The following is a 17,687-nucleotide window of genomic DNA, read 5'->3' on the forward strand; positions in this document are numbered from 1 at the left end:
ATGCTATCAGGCCTGAACCAGGGGGCCGGGGTTTTTCAGATACTGGGTGCGGATCGCCTCTGCCGAGTAGTAGGCCAAGGCGCCAACGATGCCGGTAGGGTTATAGGCCAGATTCTGTGGGAAGGCACAGGCACCGGTGACAAACACGTTGGGCACGTCCCAGCACTGCAGGTATTTATTCACCACGCTGGTGGCCGGATTGTCGCCGGTAATCGCACCGCCGGTGGTGTGGGTCGACTGGTAAGGTCGTACGTCGTAATGGTCACCGGCTTTCATCACTGATACCGACATCTGTTTGGGGTTCATCACCTTGGCGATATCCACCATTTTGCTGGTGATGTGCTGGGTCATTTTGATTTCGTTGTCTTTCCAGTCAAAAGTCATGCGCAACAGCGGCAGGCCGTAACCGTCCTTGTAAGTAGGATCCAAATCCAGATAGCAATCGCGGTACGGCATCACCGAGCCTTCAGAGCCAAGGCTCATGCTGTGCAGATAGTTATCCTTGATACCCTGTTTCCAGCCGCTGCCCCAGCCAGGCGTGCCCGGCGGCAGCGACATTTGTTGCAGTGGTCGGCCGCCGGTGCGGGTGGCGGAAATATAGGCACCACCGATAAACCCCAGGCCGCTATGATCGAAGTTTTCGCCGTTCATATCGTCGATCACCATGCCGGCCGCACCCGCGCCGATAAACGGGTTGAAATGGGTATCCTTATCGTAAAACAGCGAAATACCACTGTTCATCTGGTAGGCGTAATTTTTGCCGACCACGCCTTCGCCGGTCACCGGGTTATAAGGTTTACCGATGCCGGACAGCAACAGCAGGCGGACGTTATGTAGCTGGAAGGCGCTGAGGATCACCAGATCGGCCGGTTGTTCCACTTCTTGTCCCTGGGCGTTGATATAGGTCACGCCGGTGGCTTTCTTGCCGCTGCTGTCCAAATTCACTTTGATCACCTGCGACTGAGTACGCAGCTCAAAGTTTTTACGCTGTGTCAGTACCGGCAGGATGGTGCTTTGCGGCGATGCCTTGGAGTACATGAAGCAGCCAAAACGTTCGCAGTACCCGCAGTAGTTGCACGGGCCGAGCTGTACGCCATAGGGATTGGTGTAAGGGACTGAGCAGTTGGCGGCAGGCACATTGAATGGGTGATAGCCCAAGGATTCGGCTGCGGTACCAAACAGCGAGCCAGAATAAAGCGACTTAAGCGATGGCGTGGGATACTCGTTGTTACGCGCCCCTTCAAACGGGTTGCCGCCCTTAATGATTTGTCCGCGCAGATTACCGGCTTTGCCGGCGGTGCCGCAGACCTTTTCGAACTTGTCGAAATAGGGTTCCAGCTCCTGATAACTCAACGGATAGTCCTGCAGCGTCATACCTTCCGGGATCCACTTGGCACCGTATTTTTCGTTGAGGGTGGTGTGCAGCTTCAAATCGGAGGGCAGGGCGCGCCAATGCATGCCGTTCCAGTGCACGCCGGCGCCGCCGACGCCGTTCCCCGGCAAGAATGAACCCAGTTGACGGTAAGGCACGGCAAATTCCGCCGGCGTGTGGCGTACGGTCACCGTTTCGTTGGCCATCGGCTGCATCAGTTTCATGCGAATGCCGTAGGTCAGTTCATCGGCAATGCGCGGATAAGCGAAGTCCGGGTAGGTATCGCGTTGCTCACCACGCTCCAGCGCCAGCACGCTCAAACCGCTTTCGGTCAATTCCATCCCCATGATGGCGCCGGTCCAGCCAAATCCGACGATCACCACGTCTACCGGTGGCTTTTTAATTGCGCTCATTTATGCATTCCTTTTGCTTGAGATACTGACCGGCCCGAGGGGATAAGGCTGATTGGGGCGATTGGCCCAGTCGGTGTAATCCGCACGCGCGCCGGGGAAACCGATCATTTTCCATGACGCCAACGTCTGGTTGCCGCCATGCACCGGATCGGCCAGATAGCCCTCTTTGGTATTGGTCAGCAGCTGGTCGAAAAACGCCTTGCCGGGCAGGTCTTCAGAATCCAACTGGCCGTGCTCCAGCGCCGCCAGCAGTTGTTCCTGCTCGGCATGGTCGAGATCGGCAAACGCCTTTTGAAACTGTTGCTGGCAGTGCGCATTGACTGCGCGGATGCCGATTCGGTAGGTTTCGCGCGGCGTCAGCTTGGACTGATAGCCCAGTTGCGGCGGGGAAGGCACGAACGGCGGGTGCATATACCACAGGCCGCCGTGGCCGTAGGGGGCTTCCATCTGCCGATCGATAAATACCGGCACGCCCTGACTGACGGCACCGGGGCCGTTATCGTCAGTGGGGATCAGCCGATCGCAGGCCGCCAGCAGAAAACGCCATTCGTCGGCGTTAAAATAGACCGGGACATAGTGCTCTGTTACGCCGGTAGCGGTGGCTGCACTGGCATCCAAAGCCAGAATGCTGCTACCGGCGGCGGCCAGTGGGATTAACGCCAGGGTCTTTTTTAGAAAGTCACGCCGGGGCGGCGTAGAGTTGTGCTGTTGTGACATAATTCCACCTTGAACATGCTTCACAATAAATACCCGCGCAGGCTATACAGGCCTGCGTCGCTGCTATCGGGCAGCGGTAAACGGGTGGGGACGGGTTAAAAAGTAGAAAACCATATAAATAGCAAGCTACTGGTATGGTTGTATTAGTTTAGAGCTGGCGTCGTGAATGAAACAATCGGGGATCTGTTTCAAAACATTTTGTTTACAACTAGATTGATTTAGATCAATTAACCAACATCTCCGCCACCGGCTTGTCCGAGGCGGCACGGCACAACTCAGATCCGGAGTCGCATGAAGCACAAGCAGTACACAGCATCAGAGGCAATACAGGCTGCTTTTCGTCGGTATTTGCAGCAGGGCATGACGCGCAAAGCCGCGCTGCATTTGACGCTCAAACAACAGGTGACGGCGGGCGAGCTGAGCTACCTGGCAAAACTGCCGCCCAGTCGGGTTTTGGCGGCTCTATTGGCGGTTTCACGCGATACCGTCGAACAGACCTATGCCCAACTGGAAGCGGAAGGTTATATTGCCCGTGCCGTTGGACGTGGCAGCTTTGTCAGTTATCAGCAAGACACCCTGATTGGTCGTGAACTGTTGGCCGTCGGTGGTAGCGATAATGCCCTGTTGGCAGAAAGCGAATTGAGTGCACGCGGCCGCTCTTTGCTGATTGCCGCCCATGTTCCGCATACTCGCCTCAGTGACTCATTGGCACCTTCACTGCCGGATTTGCGGCTGTTTCCTGTCGATAGCTGGATGCAGCTGGAAAGGCAGGCGGTGCGGCAAGGAGCCGCCCATCTGCTGGGTTATGCCGATCCTCAGGGGCTGGTGGCGTTAAGGGAAGAAATCATTGACTATCTGCGGCGGGAAAGGGGCGTTAAGGCCGGTGCGGAGCAGGTGATTGTGGTGACCAGTTCCCAGCAGGCGCTCTCACTCTGTACCCAGGTGTTATTTAATCCTGGCGACAAGGTATTTGTTGAAGAACCGGGCTATCAGGGGGCTAAAAAGCTGGTTCAGTCTGCGGGGCTCATTGCCCAGCCCATTGGGGTGGATCCCTGTGGTATGGATATTGATGCGTTAATAAACACCGAAGAGGGAGGACGTGGCGTTTATATTACGCCGTCCCACCATTATCCTCTGGGGCATTCCCTCAGCATTGAACGAAGATTAAAATTGTTGGTATGGGCACAGCGTGAAAAAGCCTGGATCCTCGAAGATGATTACGATTCTGAATTCAATTATAACGGCCTGACTACCGCAGCGTTGCAGGGGCTGGATCAATATCAACGGACTTTATATATCGGCACTTTTAGCAAGAGCCTGTTCCCAGGGTTGCGCATTGGTTTTCTGATTGTTCCGCCGCAGTTAATTAAACCCATGGTGGCCGCCAAACAATTCCAGGATGGTTTTACCTCCGCGTTACCGCAAATGACGCTATTCAAATTTATCAATGATGGCTTGTATGCCGAACATTTAAGAAACATGCGCAAGATATATCAGGCCCGGCTGGAGATCCTGCATGCGGCAGTGCATCAGTATCTTGCTGACTGGACCCAGCCAGGATTGCCGCAAGGCGGCTTACAGCTGGTTTGCCCGTTGGCGGATGCGGCAACGGAACAGCGGTTGCTTCAGGCCGCCGCCGCGCAGGGGATAAAAGTCCACGGACTGGTTGACTTTTATACTCATCAACCCCGCGAAGGGGCGCTTGTTTTAGGTTTTGCCGGTTACACGCCAGAAGAGATAGTTAAATTTATCAAAAGATTATCATCAATTTTCAGTACGCTTCCGGCCGCAGGCTGAACAAGACTAATTCAGTAAAATTGGTCTGCCCGTTGTTATCAATTGGTCTGTACCCAGTGCGCGTGGGTCGGTGTATCCTGCTGGCATTAAGTTATTTCTCCTCTGGAAATAACAGCTTAGACCAGAGAGGCACTATGTTCCCAGTACACAATGAAGTGATAATTCGTCAATTACGCAGTGGTGATAAATCCCAATGGTTGGATCTTTGGCAGGGGTATCTTCATTTTTATCGGGCAGATATTTCAGAGCAGGTTACCCATCATACCTTTGAACGCTTATGTGAAGGTTCAGCGATTTATGGCCTGGTGGCGGAAGATAAAGACGGCAAGCTATTGGGGTTAATGAACCTGATATTCCACCCTTCAACCTGGAGCACCGTCGGTTATTGCTATATTGAAGATCTCTATGTTTCACCGCTGGCACGCGGCAAGAAAGTATCTGAAAAATTATTTGAGCAGGCCTATCAAATAGCGAATGAAAAAGGTAGCGATCGGGTTTATTGGGCGACGCAGGAATATAATGCTCCGGCCCGTTCCTTGTACGACAAAATAGGTCAAAGAACTTCGTTTATTATTTACGAACGTTAACGGCAGGGCGTGGAGGCGTTATGGCGATCAATCAATTCGGCCAGCCGGTGGGCGAGCCATTAGCCGATTGGCGGGCGGTAAAGCGGCCCGGCGGCAAAACCCTGAACGGGCATTTTTGCCGTCTGGAACAGCTTGAACCACAGCGCGATCACGCCGCTTTGTTCCGTGCCTGCCAGCAGGCTCCGGATGGGCGCGACTGGACCTATTTATCGATAGAGCGCCCGGACAGTCCTGCGGCCATGTTGCAGCATCTGACAAGCTTGCAGGCGAACTCTACCCTGGTGAACCTGACGGTATTTGACCGTGCCAATCAGGCCCAGGTTGGCACGGTGGCCTATATGCGCATCGATGAAGGCAACGGTGTGGCGGAGATTGGTCATGTCAATTGGTCACCGGCGATGAAGCAGCGCTCGAGCGCCACCGAGGCGATTTATCTGATGTTGCGGCACCTGTTTGAGGATTTGGGTTATCGCCGCTGCGAATGGAAGTGCGACAGCCTTAACGCCCCGTCCAAACAGGCGGCGGCGAGATTCGGCTTCAACCATGAAGGGACCTTCAGGTATGCGGTCGTCACCAAGGGCCGTAGCCGTGATACCGACTGGTTTGCCATTACCGCCGACCGCTGGCCGAGCATCAAGGCCGGGTTTGAACAGTGGCTAAATCCTGATAACTTCAATGCTCAAGGGCAGCAGAAACAACGGTTGCAAGCGTTTATGGGGTAGAAATAAAAGAGGCGGCCAAAAGGCCGCCTCTCTGTTTTCAGCGTAAAACGGTTACTTCAGCTCATCGACCATGGTCGCCGCGCGGCCAATGTAATTGGCCGGAGTCATGGCTTTCAGACGCGTTTTCTCTTCTTCCGGCAGTGCCAGACCATCGATAAACGCCTGCATACCAGCGGCATCCACACGCTTGCCGCGGGTCAGCTCTTTCAGCTTCTCATACGGCTTTTCGATGCCGTAACGGCGCATCACGGTCTGGATCGGCTCGGCCAACACTTCCCAGTTGTGATCCAGTTCATCCAGCAGGTGCGCCTGGTTCACTTCCAGCTTGCTGATGCCTTTCATGGTCGCCTGATAGGCGATCAACGCATAACCCAGGCCGACGCCCAGATTACGCAGCACCGTGGAGTCGGTCAGGTCGCGCTGCCAGCGGGACACCGGCAGTTTGCTGGCCAGATGGCCCAGCACCGCGTTAGACAGACCCAGGTTGCCTTCAGAGTTTTCGAAGTCGATTGGGTTAACCTTGTGCGGCATGGTGGAAGAACCGATTTCACCGGCGATGGTCTTCTGCTTGAAGTGATTCAGGGCGATGTAACCCCAGATATCACGGTCGAAGTCGATCAGGATGGTGTTGAAACGTGCCACGCAGTCAAACAGTTCGGCGATATAGTCGTGCGGCTCGATCTGGGTGGTGTACGGGTTCCAGGTGATGCCTAGCGAGGTGACGAACTCTTCGCTGAACACATGCCAGTCTACTTCCGGGTAAGCGACGATGTGGGCGTTGTAGTTGCCGACCGCACCGTTGATTTTACCCATGATTTCCACGCGCTCAAACTGACGGAACTGGCGCTCCATACGGTAGGCGACGTTGGCGAATTCTTTACCGACGGTGGATGGCGTTGCCGGCTGACCGTGGGTACGGGACAGCAGCGGGATATCGCGGTATTCCAGCGCCAGGCCCTTGATCGAATCAATAATCTTACGCCAGTACGGCAGCACCACGTCTTGACGTGCCGTTTGCAGCATCAGCGCGTGCGACAGGTTGTTGATGTCTTCGGAGGTACAGGCAAAGTGGATAAACTCGGATACCGCCTGCAGGGCAGGGACCGCTTCCACTTTTTCCTTCAGGAAATACTCAACCGCTTTCACGTCGTGGTTGGTGGTACGTTCGATAGTCTTGATGCGTTGCGCGTCTTCTTCACTGAACTCTGCGACGATCTTGTCAAGGAAAGCGTTTGCGTCGGCGTCAAAAGCCGGAACTTCCCTGATTTCTGCGCAGGCGGCCAGTTTTTGCAGCCAACGTACTTCAACCTGCACACGGAATTTCAGCAGACCGTACTCGCTGAAAATGGTGCGCAGTGCGCTGACTTTATCACCGTAGCGTCCATCAACGGGGGAAACGGCGGTCAGTGAGGATAATTCCATCGGTAGCAACTCCTGGGATCTATTAACAATGAGCAACGATATTTTGCGCCTGTTTAAACAGACGATTACGGGAAAACATTAACTGCAGGCGGCTACCGCCAACCTGCTGCCACAGCACGGCGGCACGGATGCCCGCCAGCAGTGCGGCGCGAACCTTGGCCTGCACCTGCGGGTTCTGCAGGATAGCCGGTGAACCTGTCACCTGAATGCGCGGCCCGAGCGGGCTGACGACGTCGACATAGATGCCGGCCAGCGCGCTGATAATGGTGTCTGATTCCAGATCAAAATGCGCCAGTTGGCGTTCAAGCTGGCCAAGACGTTCGCCAAGCTGATTCATCGCCTGTTTGTTGGCGTTGAGCTTACGCTCCAGCACCATCAGGCTGATAGTGTAACGGGTCAGCTCGGCGGCCAGGCCTTTATTGTTGGCATTGAGCACGCCCATCAGCGTCTCAAGGCCCATTTTCAAATTGCGTTCTTCACCGCCGAACACCGCCAGCGTAGAAGGGGGATCCATCTGCAGCAGGCTGCTCAGCGAGGTATGAAAGGCTTCGCGATCGCATTGGCCTTCGTGCGCCAACTGCTGGACCAGACGCGCAGTCTGGCTGATCCCGGCCATCGCCAGCGTAATGTCATAATAGTTCTTCGCCACGATTACTCCTGTAAACGCTGTTCGATAATGCCGCCGCCGAGGCAGATTTCATCCTGATAGAACACGGCTGACTGGCCAGGGGTGACGGCAGCGACCGGCTCGTCGAAACGCACTTCAATGCGTTGTTCGTCAAGCGGGGTGACGGTGCAGGGAATATCCTGCTGGCGATAACGGGTTTTCACTGTACAACGGAATGGCCCGCTCAGCGGCAGACGATCGACCCAATGCAATTGCTGCGCGATCAGCCCGACGGACATCAGACGCGGATGCTCATGCCCCTGCGCGACTACCAGCACGTTGTTGGCGACGTCTTTGTCTACCACGTACCATGGGTCTTCGCTGCTGTCTTTCATGCCGCCGATGCCCAGCCCTTTGCGCTGGCCCAGGGTGTGGTACATCAGGCCCTGGTGTTCACCGACGGTCTGGCCGTCGACGCTAACAATCGGGCCGGGTTGTGCAGGCAGATAACGGCCGAGGAAGTCGCGGAATTTGCGCTCGCCGATAAAGCAGATACCGGTGGAGTCTTTTTTCTTGGCGGTAACCAGTTCAAGCTGTTCGGCAATGCGGCGCACCTCCGGTTTTTCCAGTTCACCGACCGGGAACAGGCTTTGTGCGACCTGCTCGTGGCTCAGGGTGTAGAGGAAATAGCTCTGGTCTTTGTTGCCGTCGACACCACGCAACAGACGGCTTTTGCCGTCCACGTCCTGGCGACGCACGTAGTGGCCGGTGGCGATAAAATCCGCCCCCAGATCTTCTGCGGCGAATTCCAGGAAGGCTTTGAATTTGATTTCTTTATTGCACAGGATATCCGGGTTCGGCGTGCGGCCGGCCTTGTACTCTTCCAGGAACAGCTCAAATACGTTGTCCCAGTACTCTGCCGCGAAATTCACCGTATGCAGTTCGATACCGAGTTTGTCGCATACCGCTTGGGCATCGGCCAGATCGGTCGCTGCGGAGCAGTACTCTTCGTCATCGTCTTCTTCCCAGTTCTTCATAAACAGCCCAGCGACCTGATAGCCCTGTTGCTGTAACAGATAGGCAGTAACGGAAGAGTCGACGCCGCCGGACATACCGACGATTACTTTTTTCTGGCTGTTGTCTGACATGGGGATCTCACGAACTTGAACACGAACCGTGCTGATAAAAAACAAGCGCAGGATTTTACCACGTTGGCCTCGTCGGCGCACGGCACTTATTCATCTCAGAACGGCCAGTTATAGCTGCTGACCAGCGATAGCGGGTAACGCTCCGGTTGTTGGTAACAACGAATGCTTTCGGCGACCAGTGCGGAACGCAGGTTAGGGGCCTGCAAAATGTCTTCGGCGCTCAGCCACAGGCAACGGTCAATATCGCTGTCGTGCGGTTCGGTCGGCAATTGCTGCTCCAGCTCAATGACAAAGCAAAAGCGCAGAAACGGCGTGTTGTCCGGTGCGATCCACTGGTGCAGTTTGAGGAACGACTGCGGCGTGGCGCGAATGCCGGTTTCTTCCCACAGTTCGCGCTCGGCGGCCTGCACCAGCGTTTCGTCTGCCTCAAGGTGGCCGGCCGGTTGGTTCCAGAGTGCCTTGCTGTTGATGGTCTCTTCGACGATCAAAAACTTGCCGGCGGCGTGGACCACGCAGGCAACGGTGACGTGCGGTTTAAACATAACGGCCCCTTACAGCGGCTTGTTGATGTATGACTACAGTGAATCAAGGGTTTTCCATTCACCGGGTTGTAGTTCCCCCAATGAAATATTACCCATACTGTAGCGAATCAGTCGCAGGGTAGGAAAGCCGATATGTGCAGTCATGCGACGTACCTGGCGATTTCGCCCCTCAAAGAGGGTAATTTTCAGCCAGCTTGTCGGAATTGATTTACGCTCGCGGATCGGCGGATTGCGCGGCCATAACCATTGCGGTTCGGCGATCAACTCCACGCCGGCTGGCAGGGTCGGGCCATCTTTCAGCGTAATACCGCTGCGCAAAGGGGCTAAATCGCTGTCCTGCGGCGCGCCTTCTACCTGCACGTAATAGACTTTGCCGGTGCGCTTGCCCGGCTGCGTGAGCTGCGCCTGCAGCTTGCCGTCATTGGTTAACACCAATAATCCTTCGCTGTCGCGATCCAGACGCCCGGCGGCGTAAACATCAGGAAACGGAATGAATTCTTTCAGCGTGGTACGACCGGCTTCATCGGTGAACTGTGGCAACACATCGAAGGGTTTGTTGAATAACACCACGCGACGCGGCCCCTGTGCGATAGCGGGTTTGGCGGAAGCAGGCGGGCTGAATCGTTTAACTTTGTGATTTCTAACAGGGAATTTTTTCATAACAGTTGAGATTACGGATGATAGGCGCATTATAACCGAATCCGTTTCGGATTGGCGCGGACAGAAAATTCCAGTAGTATCTACACGCATCTTACAAAGCATTAACAAAAATTGCGCTTGAAGGAGAGGTTGATGGAAAGCAAAGTAGTTGTTCCGGCAGAAGGTAAAAAGATTACGGTCGATGCCCAGGGTAAACTGGTTGTTCCGAATAACCCGATCATTCCGTTTATCGAAGGCGACGGCATTGGCGTCGACGTTACCCCTGCTATGATTCACGTGGTTGATGCAGCAGTAAAAAAAGCCTACCACGGCGAACGTAAAATCTCCTGGATGGAAATCTATACCGGCGAAAAATCCACTCACGTTTACGGGAAAGACGTGTGGCTGCCGGAAGAAACCCTGGATCTGATCCGTGACTATCGCGTAGCCATTAAAGGCCCGCTGACTACCCCAGTCGGTGGCGGTATTCGCTCCCTGAACGTGGCCCTGCGCCAGCAACTGGACCTGTATGTTTGCCTGCGTCCGGTGCGTTACTACCAGGGCACCCCAAGCCCGGTTAAACAGCCAGAACTGACCGACATGGTAATCTTCCGCGAAAACGCCGAAGACATCTATGCAGGTATCGAATGGAAAGCCGGTTCTGCCGAAGCAGACAAAGTGATCAAATTCCTGCGCGACGAAATGGGCGTGAAGAAAATCCGCTTCCCAGAGCAATGCGGTATCGGCGTGAAGCCATGCTCTGAAGAAGGGACCAAACGTCTGGTTCGTGCAGCTATTGAATACGCTATCACCAACGACCGTGACTCTGTGACTCTGGTTCACAAAGGCAACATCATGAAGTTCACCGAAGGTGCCTTCAAGGATTGGGGCTACGAACTGGCACGTGAAGAGTTCGGCGGTGAGCTGATCGACGGCGGCCCATGGCTGAAAATCAAGAACCCGAACACCGGTAAAGAGATCGTGGTTAAAGACGTGATCGCCGACGCCTTCCTGCAGCAAATCCTGCTGCGTCCGGCTGAATACGACGTCATTGCCTGTATGAACCTGAACGGTGACTACATCTCCGACGCCCTGGCCGCACAGGTTGGCGGTATCGGTATCGCACCTGGCGCCAACATCGGTTCCGATTGTGCACTGTTCGAAGCGACCCACGGCACTGCACCCAAGTATGCCGGTCAGGATAAAGTGAACCCGGGTTCCATCATCCTGTCTGCAGAAATGATGCTGCGTCACATGGGCTGGTTCGAAGCGGCTGACCTGATTGTTAAGGGCATGGAAGGCGCCATCGCTGCCAAGACCGTGACCTATGACTTCGAACGCCTGATGGAAGGCGCTAAGCTGCTGAAATGTTCAGAGTTTGGCGACGCTATCGTTAAACACATGTAAGAGTGTTTAAGCGTTAAATGATAACGGGAGCCTGAGGGTTCCCGTTTTTTTTGTTCTTTCCAGTGACTATTCTAAAAGAAGGGAATCATGAATAGCGTTCATTTAGGATTTAAAAAAAACCTGCCGGCATTAATGCTTATTGTCGTTTCACTATGGCTGACAGGCTGTAGCAAGACGAACGCTGTGGCTAACGCTGGGCCCTTTGCGGAGGGGGGCGATGATCTTTTTGCTGCCCTTGATGGCAAAGCAACTCCTGCAGCAGGGGATGAGGTCAGCAACTATGCCGGGCAGGTACGCACCGCGATTCAGCGCCATTTTTATGATGCCAACGCCTATGCCGGTAAGAAGTGCGCTTTAAGAATGAAGCTTGCCCCGGATGGGATGCTTTTGGATGTCCGTTCTGAAAGTGGTGATCCTGCCCTTTGCCAGGCTGCTATAAAGGCAATCATAAATACCCGTTTTCCCAAGCCACCGTCACAAGCTGTTTACGGTGCTTTTAAAAATGCCGTACTCGAATTTCGCCCTCAGTAGTTGAATGACAAAACTATCGTTAAAGCATGTAATTGTGTTTAAGCATTTGAACAACAACGGGAGCCGCAGGGCTCCCGTTGTTTAGTCATGACGAACGATATAAATAAATGCGTTTGCGTATATGTTCGACAGTTCCAGGTATCGTTATAAATTGGGGATACGTTTACTTCCGCTTACGCCAGTCCCATTCGGCATGCAGCCAAATTATTAGCATCACACAGCTTGAGATGAACATAACATCAGGCCATTTTGTCAGGCCGGTAGTGATTGACGCAATGGAAACCGCTGCGGCTAATCTGGTCAGTATTCGGTTGAAATTCATACAGTCCCTTGGTTTAAGAAAAATCCTGTTGTTTAAATTTTATAGAAAGGTAATTATTAATTTTTATTTATATTTAGTGCTGAGTGGTAACCCCATTGGAACGATTAAGACTTGTTTTTGCTCTGTTCGTCATCATTGGCCACATTGTTCTTTTATCTTATCACTAAGCTAGCCGTTATTGCAGCCCGACTCACCTTTTTAGCTCTCAACTTTCTCCGTTTCCAATAAATGTACCCATCTTTACGCAGGTATAGAAAACCCCGCTGTGTTGTGCGGGGTTTAGTTAATGTTCGCCTTAATATTCCTCTAGAGAGAAGAGGGCAATGATTCAATCCACCTTGGTGGCATCTGGGTGATTCTTGCCTTCCTCGATAAAATCTTCATCAATCTCATCGGTGGTTTCGGCACTGTCGCGGCCGGAAAGAATATTCCAGCAGGCGATGAACAGGGCAGCGATCAGCGGGCCGATGACGAAGCCATTAATGCCGTAAATCTCCATACCGCCCAAGGTTGAAATCAGGATCAGATAATCCGGCATCTTGGTGTCTTTACCCACCAACAGTGGACGAAGGATGTTGTCGACCAAACCGATGATCACCACGAAGAAGCCCACCAGGAACAGGCCTTTCCACAGCATTCCCGTAGCGAAGAAATAGATGGCGGCGGGTACCCAGATAATGGCGGAGCCTACCGCAGGGATGATGGACAGGAACGCCATCAAGGCAGCCCACAGCAGGCTGCCTTCGATACCGGTGATGTAAAACGCCAGGCCGCCGAGTGCCCCTTGCACTATTGCAACCACTACTGTGCCTTTTACCGTCGCGCGGGAAACTGCGGCGAATTTCACAAACAGATGATGTTTAACGTGCTCGGATAACGGTAAGGCTTCGAGCGACAGGTTAACCAGATAAGGGCCATCCTTCAGCAGGAAGAACAGCAGATAGAGCATTACGCCAAAACCAACGGCAAAGTTAAAGGTACCTTTACCGATCAGGAACACGCTACCGGCAAGATATTGCCCACCTTGCAGCGCCACTTCCGAAAGCTTCTTTTGTATTTCAGCCGCGTTGTCGAGGTTATGCTCGGTAAGGAAATGGCGTGCCCAGCCAGGCAGCACCCGCAGAGTATCGGCCAGAACAACCGGGAATTGGGTATTGTTACCCTGTAATTTGGTGTAGACGACGTTAAGCTCAATCGCCAATGAAGACGCAATAATCGCCAGGGGCGTAAATACGATCAGACAGATGACTGCGACCGTCAAAAGCGACACCAGGCCGTTTCGATCGCCCAGGTACTGTTTAAGTTTTTGTTTCACCGGATGGAAAATCACCGCCAGGATAATTGCCCACAGAACCGACGAATAATAGGGACCCAATACGTCCAGAAAAGCAGCGGTAACTATGAAAAGGATCAGAATAAAGAATCCCTTTGAAATACCCTTAGACATCATACCCGTCCCTCTGATGATAGATTTTTCCTGCCAACCCCAGTATTCGCTGACGTTGACACTTCTTGAAGATCAAACCCTATCATCACAAACGCGTAACAGGTAGTGGATTTTACAGATGAACGATTAATGAAACTTATTAGTCACCATCTATTCAGCAGGGGTATTTGAGTGGGAGATGCAGGCTTATTGCAGTAAAACCCCCCAGCCTGACAAACCCGTCGCCCTTTCGGATGAAACTCGGATTAATAGCAGACCAGGGGAGTTGAGGTTGTTTATCGCTGACCCGAGTTTCGCTCTTTGGCGCGCAGTGCGGTGACGCTTTCACCGCCGACGCCCCAGTTATCAGTAGCGACTTCGTCAATCACTACAGAGGTGGCGTATCGTGGCTTGTTCAGCACGCGTTCCAGCAACCCGGTGACGCCTTCAATCAATTGGCGTTTCTGCTCGGCGGTCACCCCTGCATCGGTGACTTTAATATTTACATAGGGCATTTGCAGGTTCTCCTTAATTACCAGACGCCGGCGGTAGTGCCGCCGTCTACGGCCACGATGGTGCCGGTGACAAAGCTTGAGTCAGTCAGGTACAGCACCGCATCGACAATATCCTGCGGCTGACCAATGCGTTGGGTCGGCGCCATCTGTTTCATAAACGCCAGGCTTTGTTCATCCGGATTGCTCATGGTCAGTGGGGTGGCGATGATGCCGGGTGCAACGGCGTTGACCATCACATTATGCGGTGCCATTTCCAGCGCCAACCCACGGGTGGCCTGGTTCAGCCCGCCCTTGACCATAATCGGCAACAGCGCCGGGACTTTGCTGATGGGCTGCATGGCGATGGCGGCAGTAATGGTGACGATATGGCCGCTACCATGGGGGGCCATGTGGCGGGCGGCGGCCTGTGAGGGATAGAAGAAACCTTTCAGGTTGGTGGCCAGCATCGCGTCGACATCTTCCTGCGTATACTCGGTCATCGGTTTGGACAGGAAAATCCCCGCGTTATTGATCAGGATATCGACCTGACCAAATTTATCCTCGGCCTGTTCGAACAGACGGGTTGCTGTTTCCGGCAGGGCGATATCACCGGGAACCAGCAGCAGATTTTCAGGGTTACCGAGTTGGTTTGCCGCTGACTGCAAACGTTCCAGTGAGCGTGCGTTGCCCACCACATTGTAGCCATGCGCCAGGTAAGCCTGTGCAATAGCGAACCCCAACCCGCTGGATGCGCCGGTAACAATTACTGTTTTTACTCTGTCCATTGTCTGTTCTCTATATAGCCATTATTTGCGTTGCTGAAACGATAATGCCTGGAGACGAAGAGAAAAATGGGGTCAGAGTCATTTGATTTTATACATGGTGTAATGAGTCACGACTGGCTGGTCAGATTTTGGGCTTCGCTACCAGCGCCAACGCCAGTGTGCTTCCCAGCACCGCAGCGGCTAACACCAGAACGGAAGGGACGGTCCAACCGGCATAGGCCACCAGGGTGCTCAAGACAATGGGGCCGATCACCTGGCCGAGATAAATGCCCTGCATCACCAGGCCGAGGCTCAGTGGGATCAACGTCGCCTCAGGTGCCGCCGCCGGGGTGGCAGCCAGAATGGTGGCGGGCAACATGCCGCCGATACCACTAAACAGTAAACACAATGGGACCAGCATGGAATTCGGTGTGGCCGAAAGAAAGACGCTGGCTCCGGCAAGCCCCATCAGCGTGCTGGTAATGGCGAGCAGGGTACGGGCACGCAGACCACGCGACAGCAATACTCCGGCAAACAGGTTACCAAGAATATTGACCGCAATCACTGCCGCACTGACGCCGCCAGCCGCGACCAGCGTCAGCCCGATCCGCTGCATCAGGAATATCGGCAGAAAAGCCATCACGGCGAAGAACTGCAGGTTATAGGTGGTGAAGATCAGGGCCAGTAGCAGTGGTTGACGGGCGCTAATGATGCTGAGCAGCGCCTGACTTAGCTTGAGTGTTGTCGCGGTTGTGCGGGTCAACACGCTGCGTGGCGTGGTGAATGGCAGCAACAGTGCCGCCAGCAGGGTCAGGGTGCCACCGGCGATCCAACTCTGTTGCCAACCTGCGAAGTGCGGGCCGAAGAACAGGGAGATCGCCATGCCCGCTGGCATAAAGGTGCTCCAGATGCTGAATACCAGATTACGTTGTTGTGGCGCCACCACTCGGGTCAGCACGGTCGGTGCTGCCACCACTACAATGACAAAACCGATCCCTTCGATAACGCGGGTGACGATCAAGCCGGTGAAGTCGTGTTGAGTTGCCCCGGCAAAGCTGGCAAAGCTGGCAAGGCTGACAATCACCAGACCCAGACTCAACAAGCGTCGGTCGCCCCAGCGGCGCACCAGCTGTCCGGCGGCGATGCCCCCGAACACGCCGATAAACGGAAAGGCGGAAATAATCCAGCTCAGCGACTCCAGCGACCGGCCGAATTCGCGCTGCAGTTCCGGCAGAGCAATGGTCGCTTTGCCCACGTGCAGCGCAACGGCAATGCCGGCTAAGACTACATTGGCGATTGCTGGCCACTGCGTGGTGGGGGATGACACTGGAGCCATGGCATCAGGCTTGGTCGCGGTCATGATGTTTTCCAGGGAGATAAAAATCAGACTATGCGTTATGTCGACAATACCAACAGTTCAATTGTGGCTCTATTTGCCGCAAGAACGACACATTTCGAGCTTTATTGCTGAGCGCACTACGCCATTAACGCGCCCGATCACACAAAAACGACAGCCTGATTTCTTTGGGCGGCTGGGACATGATAGTTTTTATCAAAATCATGAGGGAGACGATGATGGCAGGCAAGAAAACCACCCTGGCCGCCATTGCCAGAGAGGCACATGTTGGTATTGCGACGGTTGATCGGGTAATAAACCAGCGCGCGACGGTACGCCCTGAAACGGCACGCAGGGTCATTGCGGCGGCGCATAAATTAGGCTTCGCCCTAGAGAAGTCGCATCAACTGTTTGAGGCAGTGAGCCAACCAGCCGCACGGATTAAAATGGGCTTTATCCTGCTGCGCAAGGAACATTCGTTCTACGCACAACTAGCGGATAGCCTGCTGGAACAGGCCGCACCCTATTACGATGCCGAGCACCCGCCACAGTTCATGTTTCATGATATCAGCGCGGTCAGCGACACCGCCGCCGCCATCACGCAGTTAAGCCAAAGTGTGGATGTGATCGGCGTGCTGGCGCTGGATAACCCGATGATCCGTTTTGCGGTGGAAGAGGCCGCCCGGCAGGGAGTAAAGGTGTTTACGTTGCTGTCTGATCTGTCGGTACACAGTCGCGCCGGTTATATCGGCTGGGATAACCAACAGGCAGGCCGTACCGCCGGTTGGGCATTGGAACGTCTGTGCCGACGACAGGGCGATGTTGGGGTGATTATCGGCGATAATCGCTTTTTGTGTCAGGAAACCTGCGAAATCAGCTTCCGCTCTTATTTGCGCGAACACCTGAGCGGCCAACGGGTACTTGAGCCGGTACTGAGTCATGAACGGAGTGACAATGCCCGGCAAGTCACCCAAACCCTGCTGGAGCAGCATCCTAATCTGGTGGCACTGTATGCGCCCTGTGGCGGGGTGGAAGGCATTATCGCGGCTTTGCGGGACAGCGGCAGGCAGCATCAGATCATGCTGATTTGCCATGGCCCGGTAGAAGGCGGTGAAATGGCGTTGATAGATGGCACTCTGGATCTGATGCTAAAGCACCGTATCGCCGAGTTTGCGGCTTCGGTCATCACGACTTTTGTGGCCGCCGTTGTCGGCGAATCCGGTGGGTTTAGTCACACCATTAACCGCTTTGATTTGATCACCAAAGAAAACCTCTGACAGTCGGCTCCCTCTAGAGGAGCCGTTTTTCATCAGAGTGCCTCCGGGAAACCTCGGCCTTCAGGCCGGGGAGGAAAGGAGGCGGTTTTCGAGCTAACTTCTTTTTGTCTTTTCACGATGGCTCCTGTAATTTTGTCCATATGAAACGTGCATACCAATACCGC

The 17,687-nt window shown here is 54.1% G+C and carries 17 protein-coding genes; 6 read left to right on the top strand and 11 right to left on the bottom strand.

Annotated features, from left to right (window positions below):
* Positions 1-6: 6 nt before the first annotated feature.
* Together E5C26_RS10185 and E5C26_RS10190 are read right to left on the bottom strand one after the other, a co-directional pair.
* A complete protein-coding gene (locus tag E5C26_RS10185; RefSeq protein ID WP_135316185.1) occupies positions 7-1,785 on the bottom strand; it encodes a GMC family oxidoreductase in 1,779 nt (592 codons plus the stop codon).
* Positions 1,786-2,502 carry a gluconate 2-dehydrogenase subunit 3 family protein gene (locus E5C26_RS10190; protein ID WP_135316186.1) on the bottom strand — a complete coding sequence of 239 codons (717 nt, stop codon included), beginning with the start codon at positions 2,500-2,502 and terminating at the stop codon, positions 1,786-1,788.
* Between the two features lie 291 nt (positions 2,503-2,793).
* Here E5C26_RS10190 and pdxR point away from each other — a divergent pair, with 291 nt between their 5' ends.
* The 3 genes from pdxR to E5C26_RS10205 all read left to right on the top strand — a co-directional run bounded on the left by pdxR (position 2,794) and on the right by E5C26_RS10205 (position 5,608).
* The gene (gene pdxR / locus E5C26_RS10195; protein ID WP_135316187.1) at positions 2,794-4,299 is read left to right on the top strand and encodes a MocR-like pyridoxine biosynthesis transcription factor PdxR; all 1,506 of its coding nucleotides are present in this window, start codon (positions 2,794-2,796) and stop codon (positions 4,297-4,299) included.
* A 134-nt stretch (positions 4,300-4,433) separates the two neighbouring features.
* On the top strand, positions 4,434-4,886 hold the full coding sequence (locus E5C26_RS10200; protein WP_135316188.1) for a GNAT family N-acetyltransferase: 453 nt from the start codon (positions 4,434-4,436) through the stop codon (positions 4,884-4,886).
* A gap of 20 nt (positions 4,887-4,906) precedes the next feature.
* Complete coding sequence (locus tag E5C26_RS10205; RefSeq protein WP_135316189.1) at positions 4,907-5,608, top strand: GNAT family N-acetyltransferase; 702 nt, start codon at positions 4,907-4,909, stop codon at positions 5,606-5,608.
* Between the two features lie 51 nt (positions 5,609-5,659).
* Here the strand turns inward: E5C26_RS10205 and purB are convergent, their stop codons facing one another.
* From purB to rluE, 5 genes are all read right to left on the bottom strand, one after another.
* The gene (gene purB, locus E5C26_RS10210) at positions 5,660-7,030 is read right to left on the bottom strand and encodes an adenylosuccinate lyase (RefSeq protein WP_135316190.1); all 1,371 of its coding nucleotides are present in this window, start codon (positions 7,028-7,030) and stop codon (positions 5,660-5,662) included.
* Between the two features lie 22 nt (positions 7,031-7,052).
* Positions 7,053-7,679, bottom strand: coding sequence for a high frequency lysogenization protein HflD (gene hflD, locus E5C26_RS10215; RefSeq protein WP_012006445.1), 627 nt, complete (start codon positions 7,677-7,679; stop codon positions 7,053-7,055).
* A gap of 2 nt (positions 7,680-7,681) precedes the next feature.
* The gene (gene mnmA / locus E5C26_RS10220) at positions 7,682-8,785 is read right to left on the bottom strand and encodes a tRNA 2-thiouridine(34) synthase MnmA (protein WP_017892507.1); all 1,104 of its coding nucleotides are present in this window, start codon (positions 8,783-8,785) and stop codon (positions 7,682-7,684) included.
* Between the two features lie 95 nt (positions 8,786-8,880).
* Positions 8,881-9,327 (bottom strand): NUDIX hydrolase, encoded by a 447-nt coding sequence (locus E5C26_RS10225; RefSeq protein WP_135316191.1) that lies wholly within the window; start codon positions 9,325-9,327, stop codon positions 8,881-8,883.
* 33 nt (positions 9,328-9,360) lie between these two features.
* Entirely contained in the window at positions 9,361-9,987 is a 627-nt protein-coding gene (gene rluE, locus E5C26_RS10230) for a 23S rRNA pseudouridine(2457) synthase RluE (protein WP_135316192.1), read from the bottom strand.
* 132 nt (positions 9,988-10,119) lie between these two features.
* Here rluE and icd point away from each other — a divergent pair, with 132 nt between their 5' ends.
* Positions 10,120-11,373: an NADP-dependent isocitrate dehydrogenase gene (icd, locus tag E5C26_RS10235; protein WP_012006449.1), complete on the top strand. Its 1,254-nt coding sequence runs from the start codon at positions 10,120-10,122 to the stop codon at positions 11,371-11,373.
* A gap of 87 nt (positions 11,374-11,460) precedes the next feature.
* Complete coding sequence (tolA, locus tag E5C26_RS10240) at positions 11,461-11,904, top strand: cell envelope integrity protein TolA (protein ID WP_135316193.1); 444 nt, start codon at positions 11,461-11,463, stop codon at positions 11,902-11,904.
* A gap of 650 nt (positions 11,905-12,554) precedes the next feature.
* On the opposite strand, the gene E5C26_RS10245 is transcribed toward tolA, so the two are convergent.
* The 4 genes from E5C26_RS10245 to E5C26_RS10260 form a co-directional block, all read right to left on the bottom strand.
* A complete protein-coding gene (locus tag E5C26_RS10245) occupies positions 12,555-13,676 on the bottom strand; it encodes an AI-2E family transporter (RefSeq protein WP_135316194.1) in 1,122 nt (373 codons plus the stop codon).
* Positions 13,677-13,948: 272 nt separating this feature from the next.
* Positions 13,949-14,167, bottom strand: coding sequence for a tautomerase family protein (locus tag E5C26_RS10250; protein WP_135316195.1), 219 nt, complete (start codon positions 14,165-14,167; stop codon positions 13,949-13,951).
* 17 nt (positions 14,168-14,184) lie between these two features.
* Positions 14,185-14,931, bottom strand: coding sequence for an SDR family NAD(P)-dependent oxidoreductase (locus tag E5C26_RS10255; protein ID WP_135316196.1), 747 nt, complete (start codon positions 14,929-14,931; stop codon positions 14,185-14,187).
* A 121-nt stretch (positions 14,932-15,052) separates the two neighbouring features.
* Entirely contained in the window at positions 15,053-16,270 is a 1,218-nt protein-coding gene (locus tag E5C26_RS10260) for an MFS transporter (protein WP_135316197.1), read from the bottom strand.
* 215 nt (positions 16,271-16,485) lie between these two features.
* On the opposite strand from E5C26_RS10260, the gene E5C26_RS10265 reads away from it, so the two are divergent.
* Positions 16,486-17,523, top strand: coding sequence for a LacI family DNA-binding transcriptional regulator (locus E5C26_RS10265; protein WP_135316198.1), 1,038 nt, complete (start codon positions 16,486-16,488; stop codon positions 17,521-17,523).
* The last annotated feature ends 164 nt before the right edge of the window (positions 17,524-17,687 follow it).

Origin of the sequence: Serratia proteamaculans, assembly GCF_004684015.1 — a bacterium.
GTDB classification, from domain to species: Bacteria; Pseudomonadota; Gammaproteobacteria; order Enterobacterales; family Enterobacteriaceae; genus Serratia; species Serratia proteamaculans_F.

What these genes read in the sequence shown, in the direction of transcription:
- icd (WP_012006449.1), top strand. Translation starts at nt 10,120, where the DNA reads ATGGAAAGCAAAGTAGTTGTTCCGGCAGAAGGTAAAAAGATTACGGTC.
- E5C26_RS10255 (WP_135316196.1), bottom strand. Translation starts at nt 14,931, where the DNA reads ATGGACAGAGTAAAAACAGTAATTGTTACCGGCGCATCCAGCGGGTTG.
- tolA (WP_135316193.1), top strand. Translation starts at nt 11,461, where the DNA reads ATGAATAGCGTTCATTTAGGATTTAAAAAAAACCTGCCGGCATTAATG.
- E5C26_RS10185 (WP_135316185.1), bottom strand. Translation starts at nt 1,785, where the DNA reads ATGAGCGCAATTAAAAAGCCACCGGTAGACGTGGTGATCGTCGGATTT.
- E5C26_RS10200 (WP_135316188.1), top strand. Translation starts at nt 4,434, where the DNA reads ATGTTCCCAGTACACAATGAAGTGATAATTCGTCAATTACGCAGTGGT.
- purB (WP_135316190.1), bottom strand. Translation starts at nt 7,030, where the DNA reads ATGGAATTATCCTCACTGACCGCCGTTTCCCCCGTTGATGGACGCTAC.
- E5C26_RS10260 (WP_135316197.1), bottom strand. Translation starts at nt 16,270, where the DNA reads ATGACCGCGACCAAGCCTGATGCCATGGCTCCAGTGTCATCCCCCACC.
- E5C26_RS10265 (WP_135316198.1), top strand. Translation starts at nt 16,486, where the DNA reads ATGGCAGGCAAGAAAACCACCCTGGCCGCCATTGCCAGAGAGGCACAT.
- pdxR (WP_135316187.1), top strand. Translation starts at nt 2,794, where the DNA reads ATGAAGCACAAGCAGTACACAGCATCAGAGGCAATACAGGCTGCTTTT.
- E5C26_RS10190 (WP_135316186.1), bottom strand. Translation starts at nt 2,502, where the DNA reads ATGTCACAACAGCACAACTCTACGCCGCCCCGGCGTGACTTTCTAAAA.
- mnmA (WP_017892507.1), bottom strand. Translation starts at nt 8,785, where the DNA reads ATGTCAGACAACAGCCAGAAAAAAGTAATCGTCGGTATGTCCGGCGGC.
- E5C26_RS10225 (WP_135316191.1), bottom strand. Translation starts at nt 9,327, where the DNA reads ATGTTTAAACCGCACGTCACCGTTGCCTGCGTGGTCCACGCCGCCGGC.
- E5C26_RS10245 (WP_135316194.1), bottom strand. Translation starts at nt 13,676, where the DNA reads ATGATGTCTAAGGGTATTTCAAAGGGATTCTTTATTCTGATCCTTTTC.
- rluE (WP_135316192.1), bottom strand. Translation starts at nt 9,987, where the DNA reads ATGAAAAAATTCCCTGTTAGAAATCACAAAGTTAAACGATTCAGCCCG.
- E5C26_RS10250 (WP_135316195.1), bottom strand. Translation starts at nt 14,167, where the DNA reads ATGCCCTATGTAAATATTAAAGTCACCGATGCAGGGGTGACCGCCGAG.
- E5C26_RS10205 (WP_135316189.1), top strand. Translation starts at nt 4,907, where the DNA reads ATGGCGATCAATCAATTCGGCCAGCCGGTGGGCGAGCCATTAGCCGAT.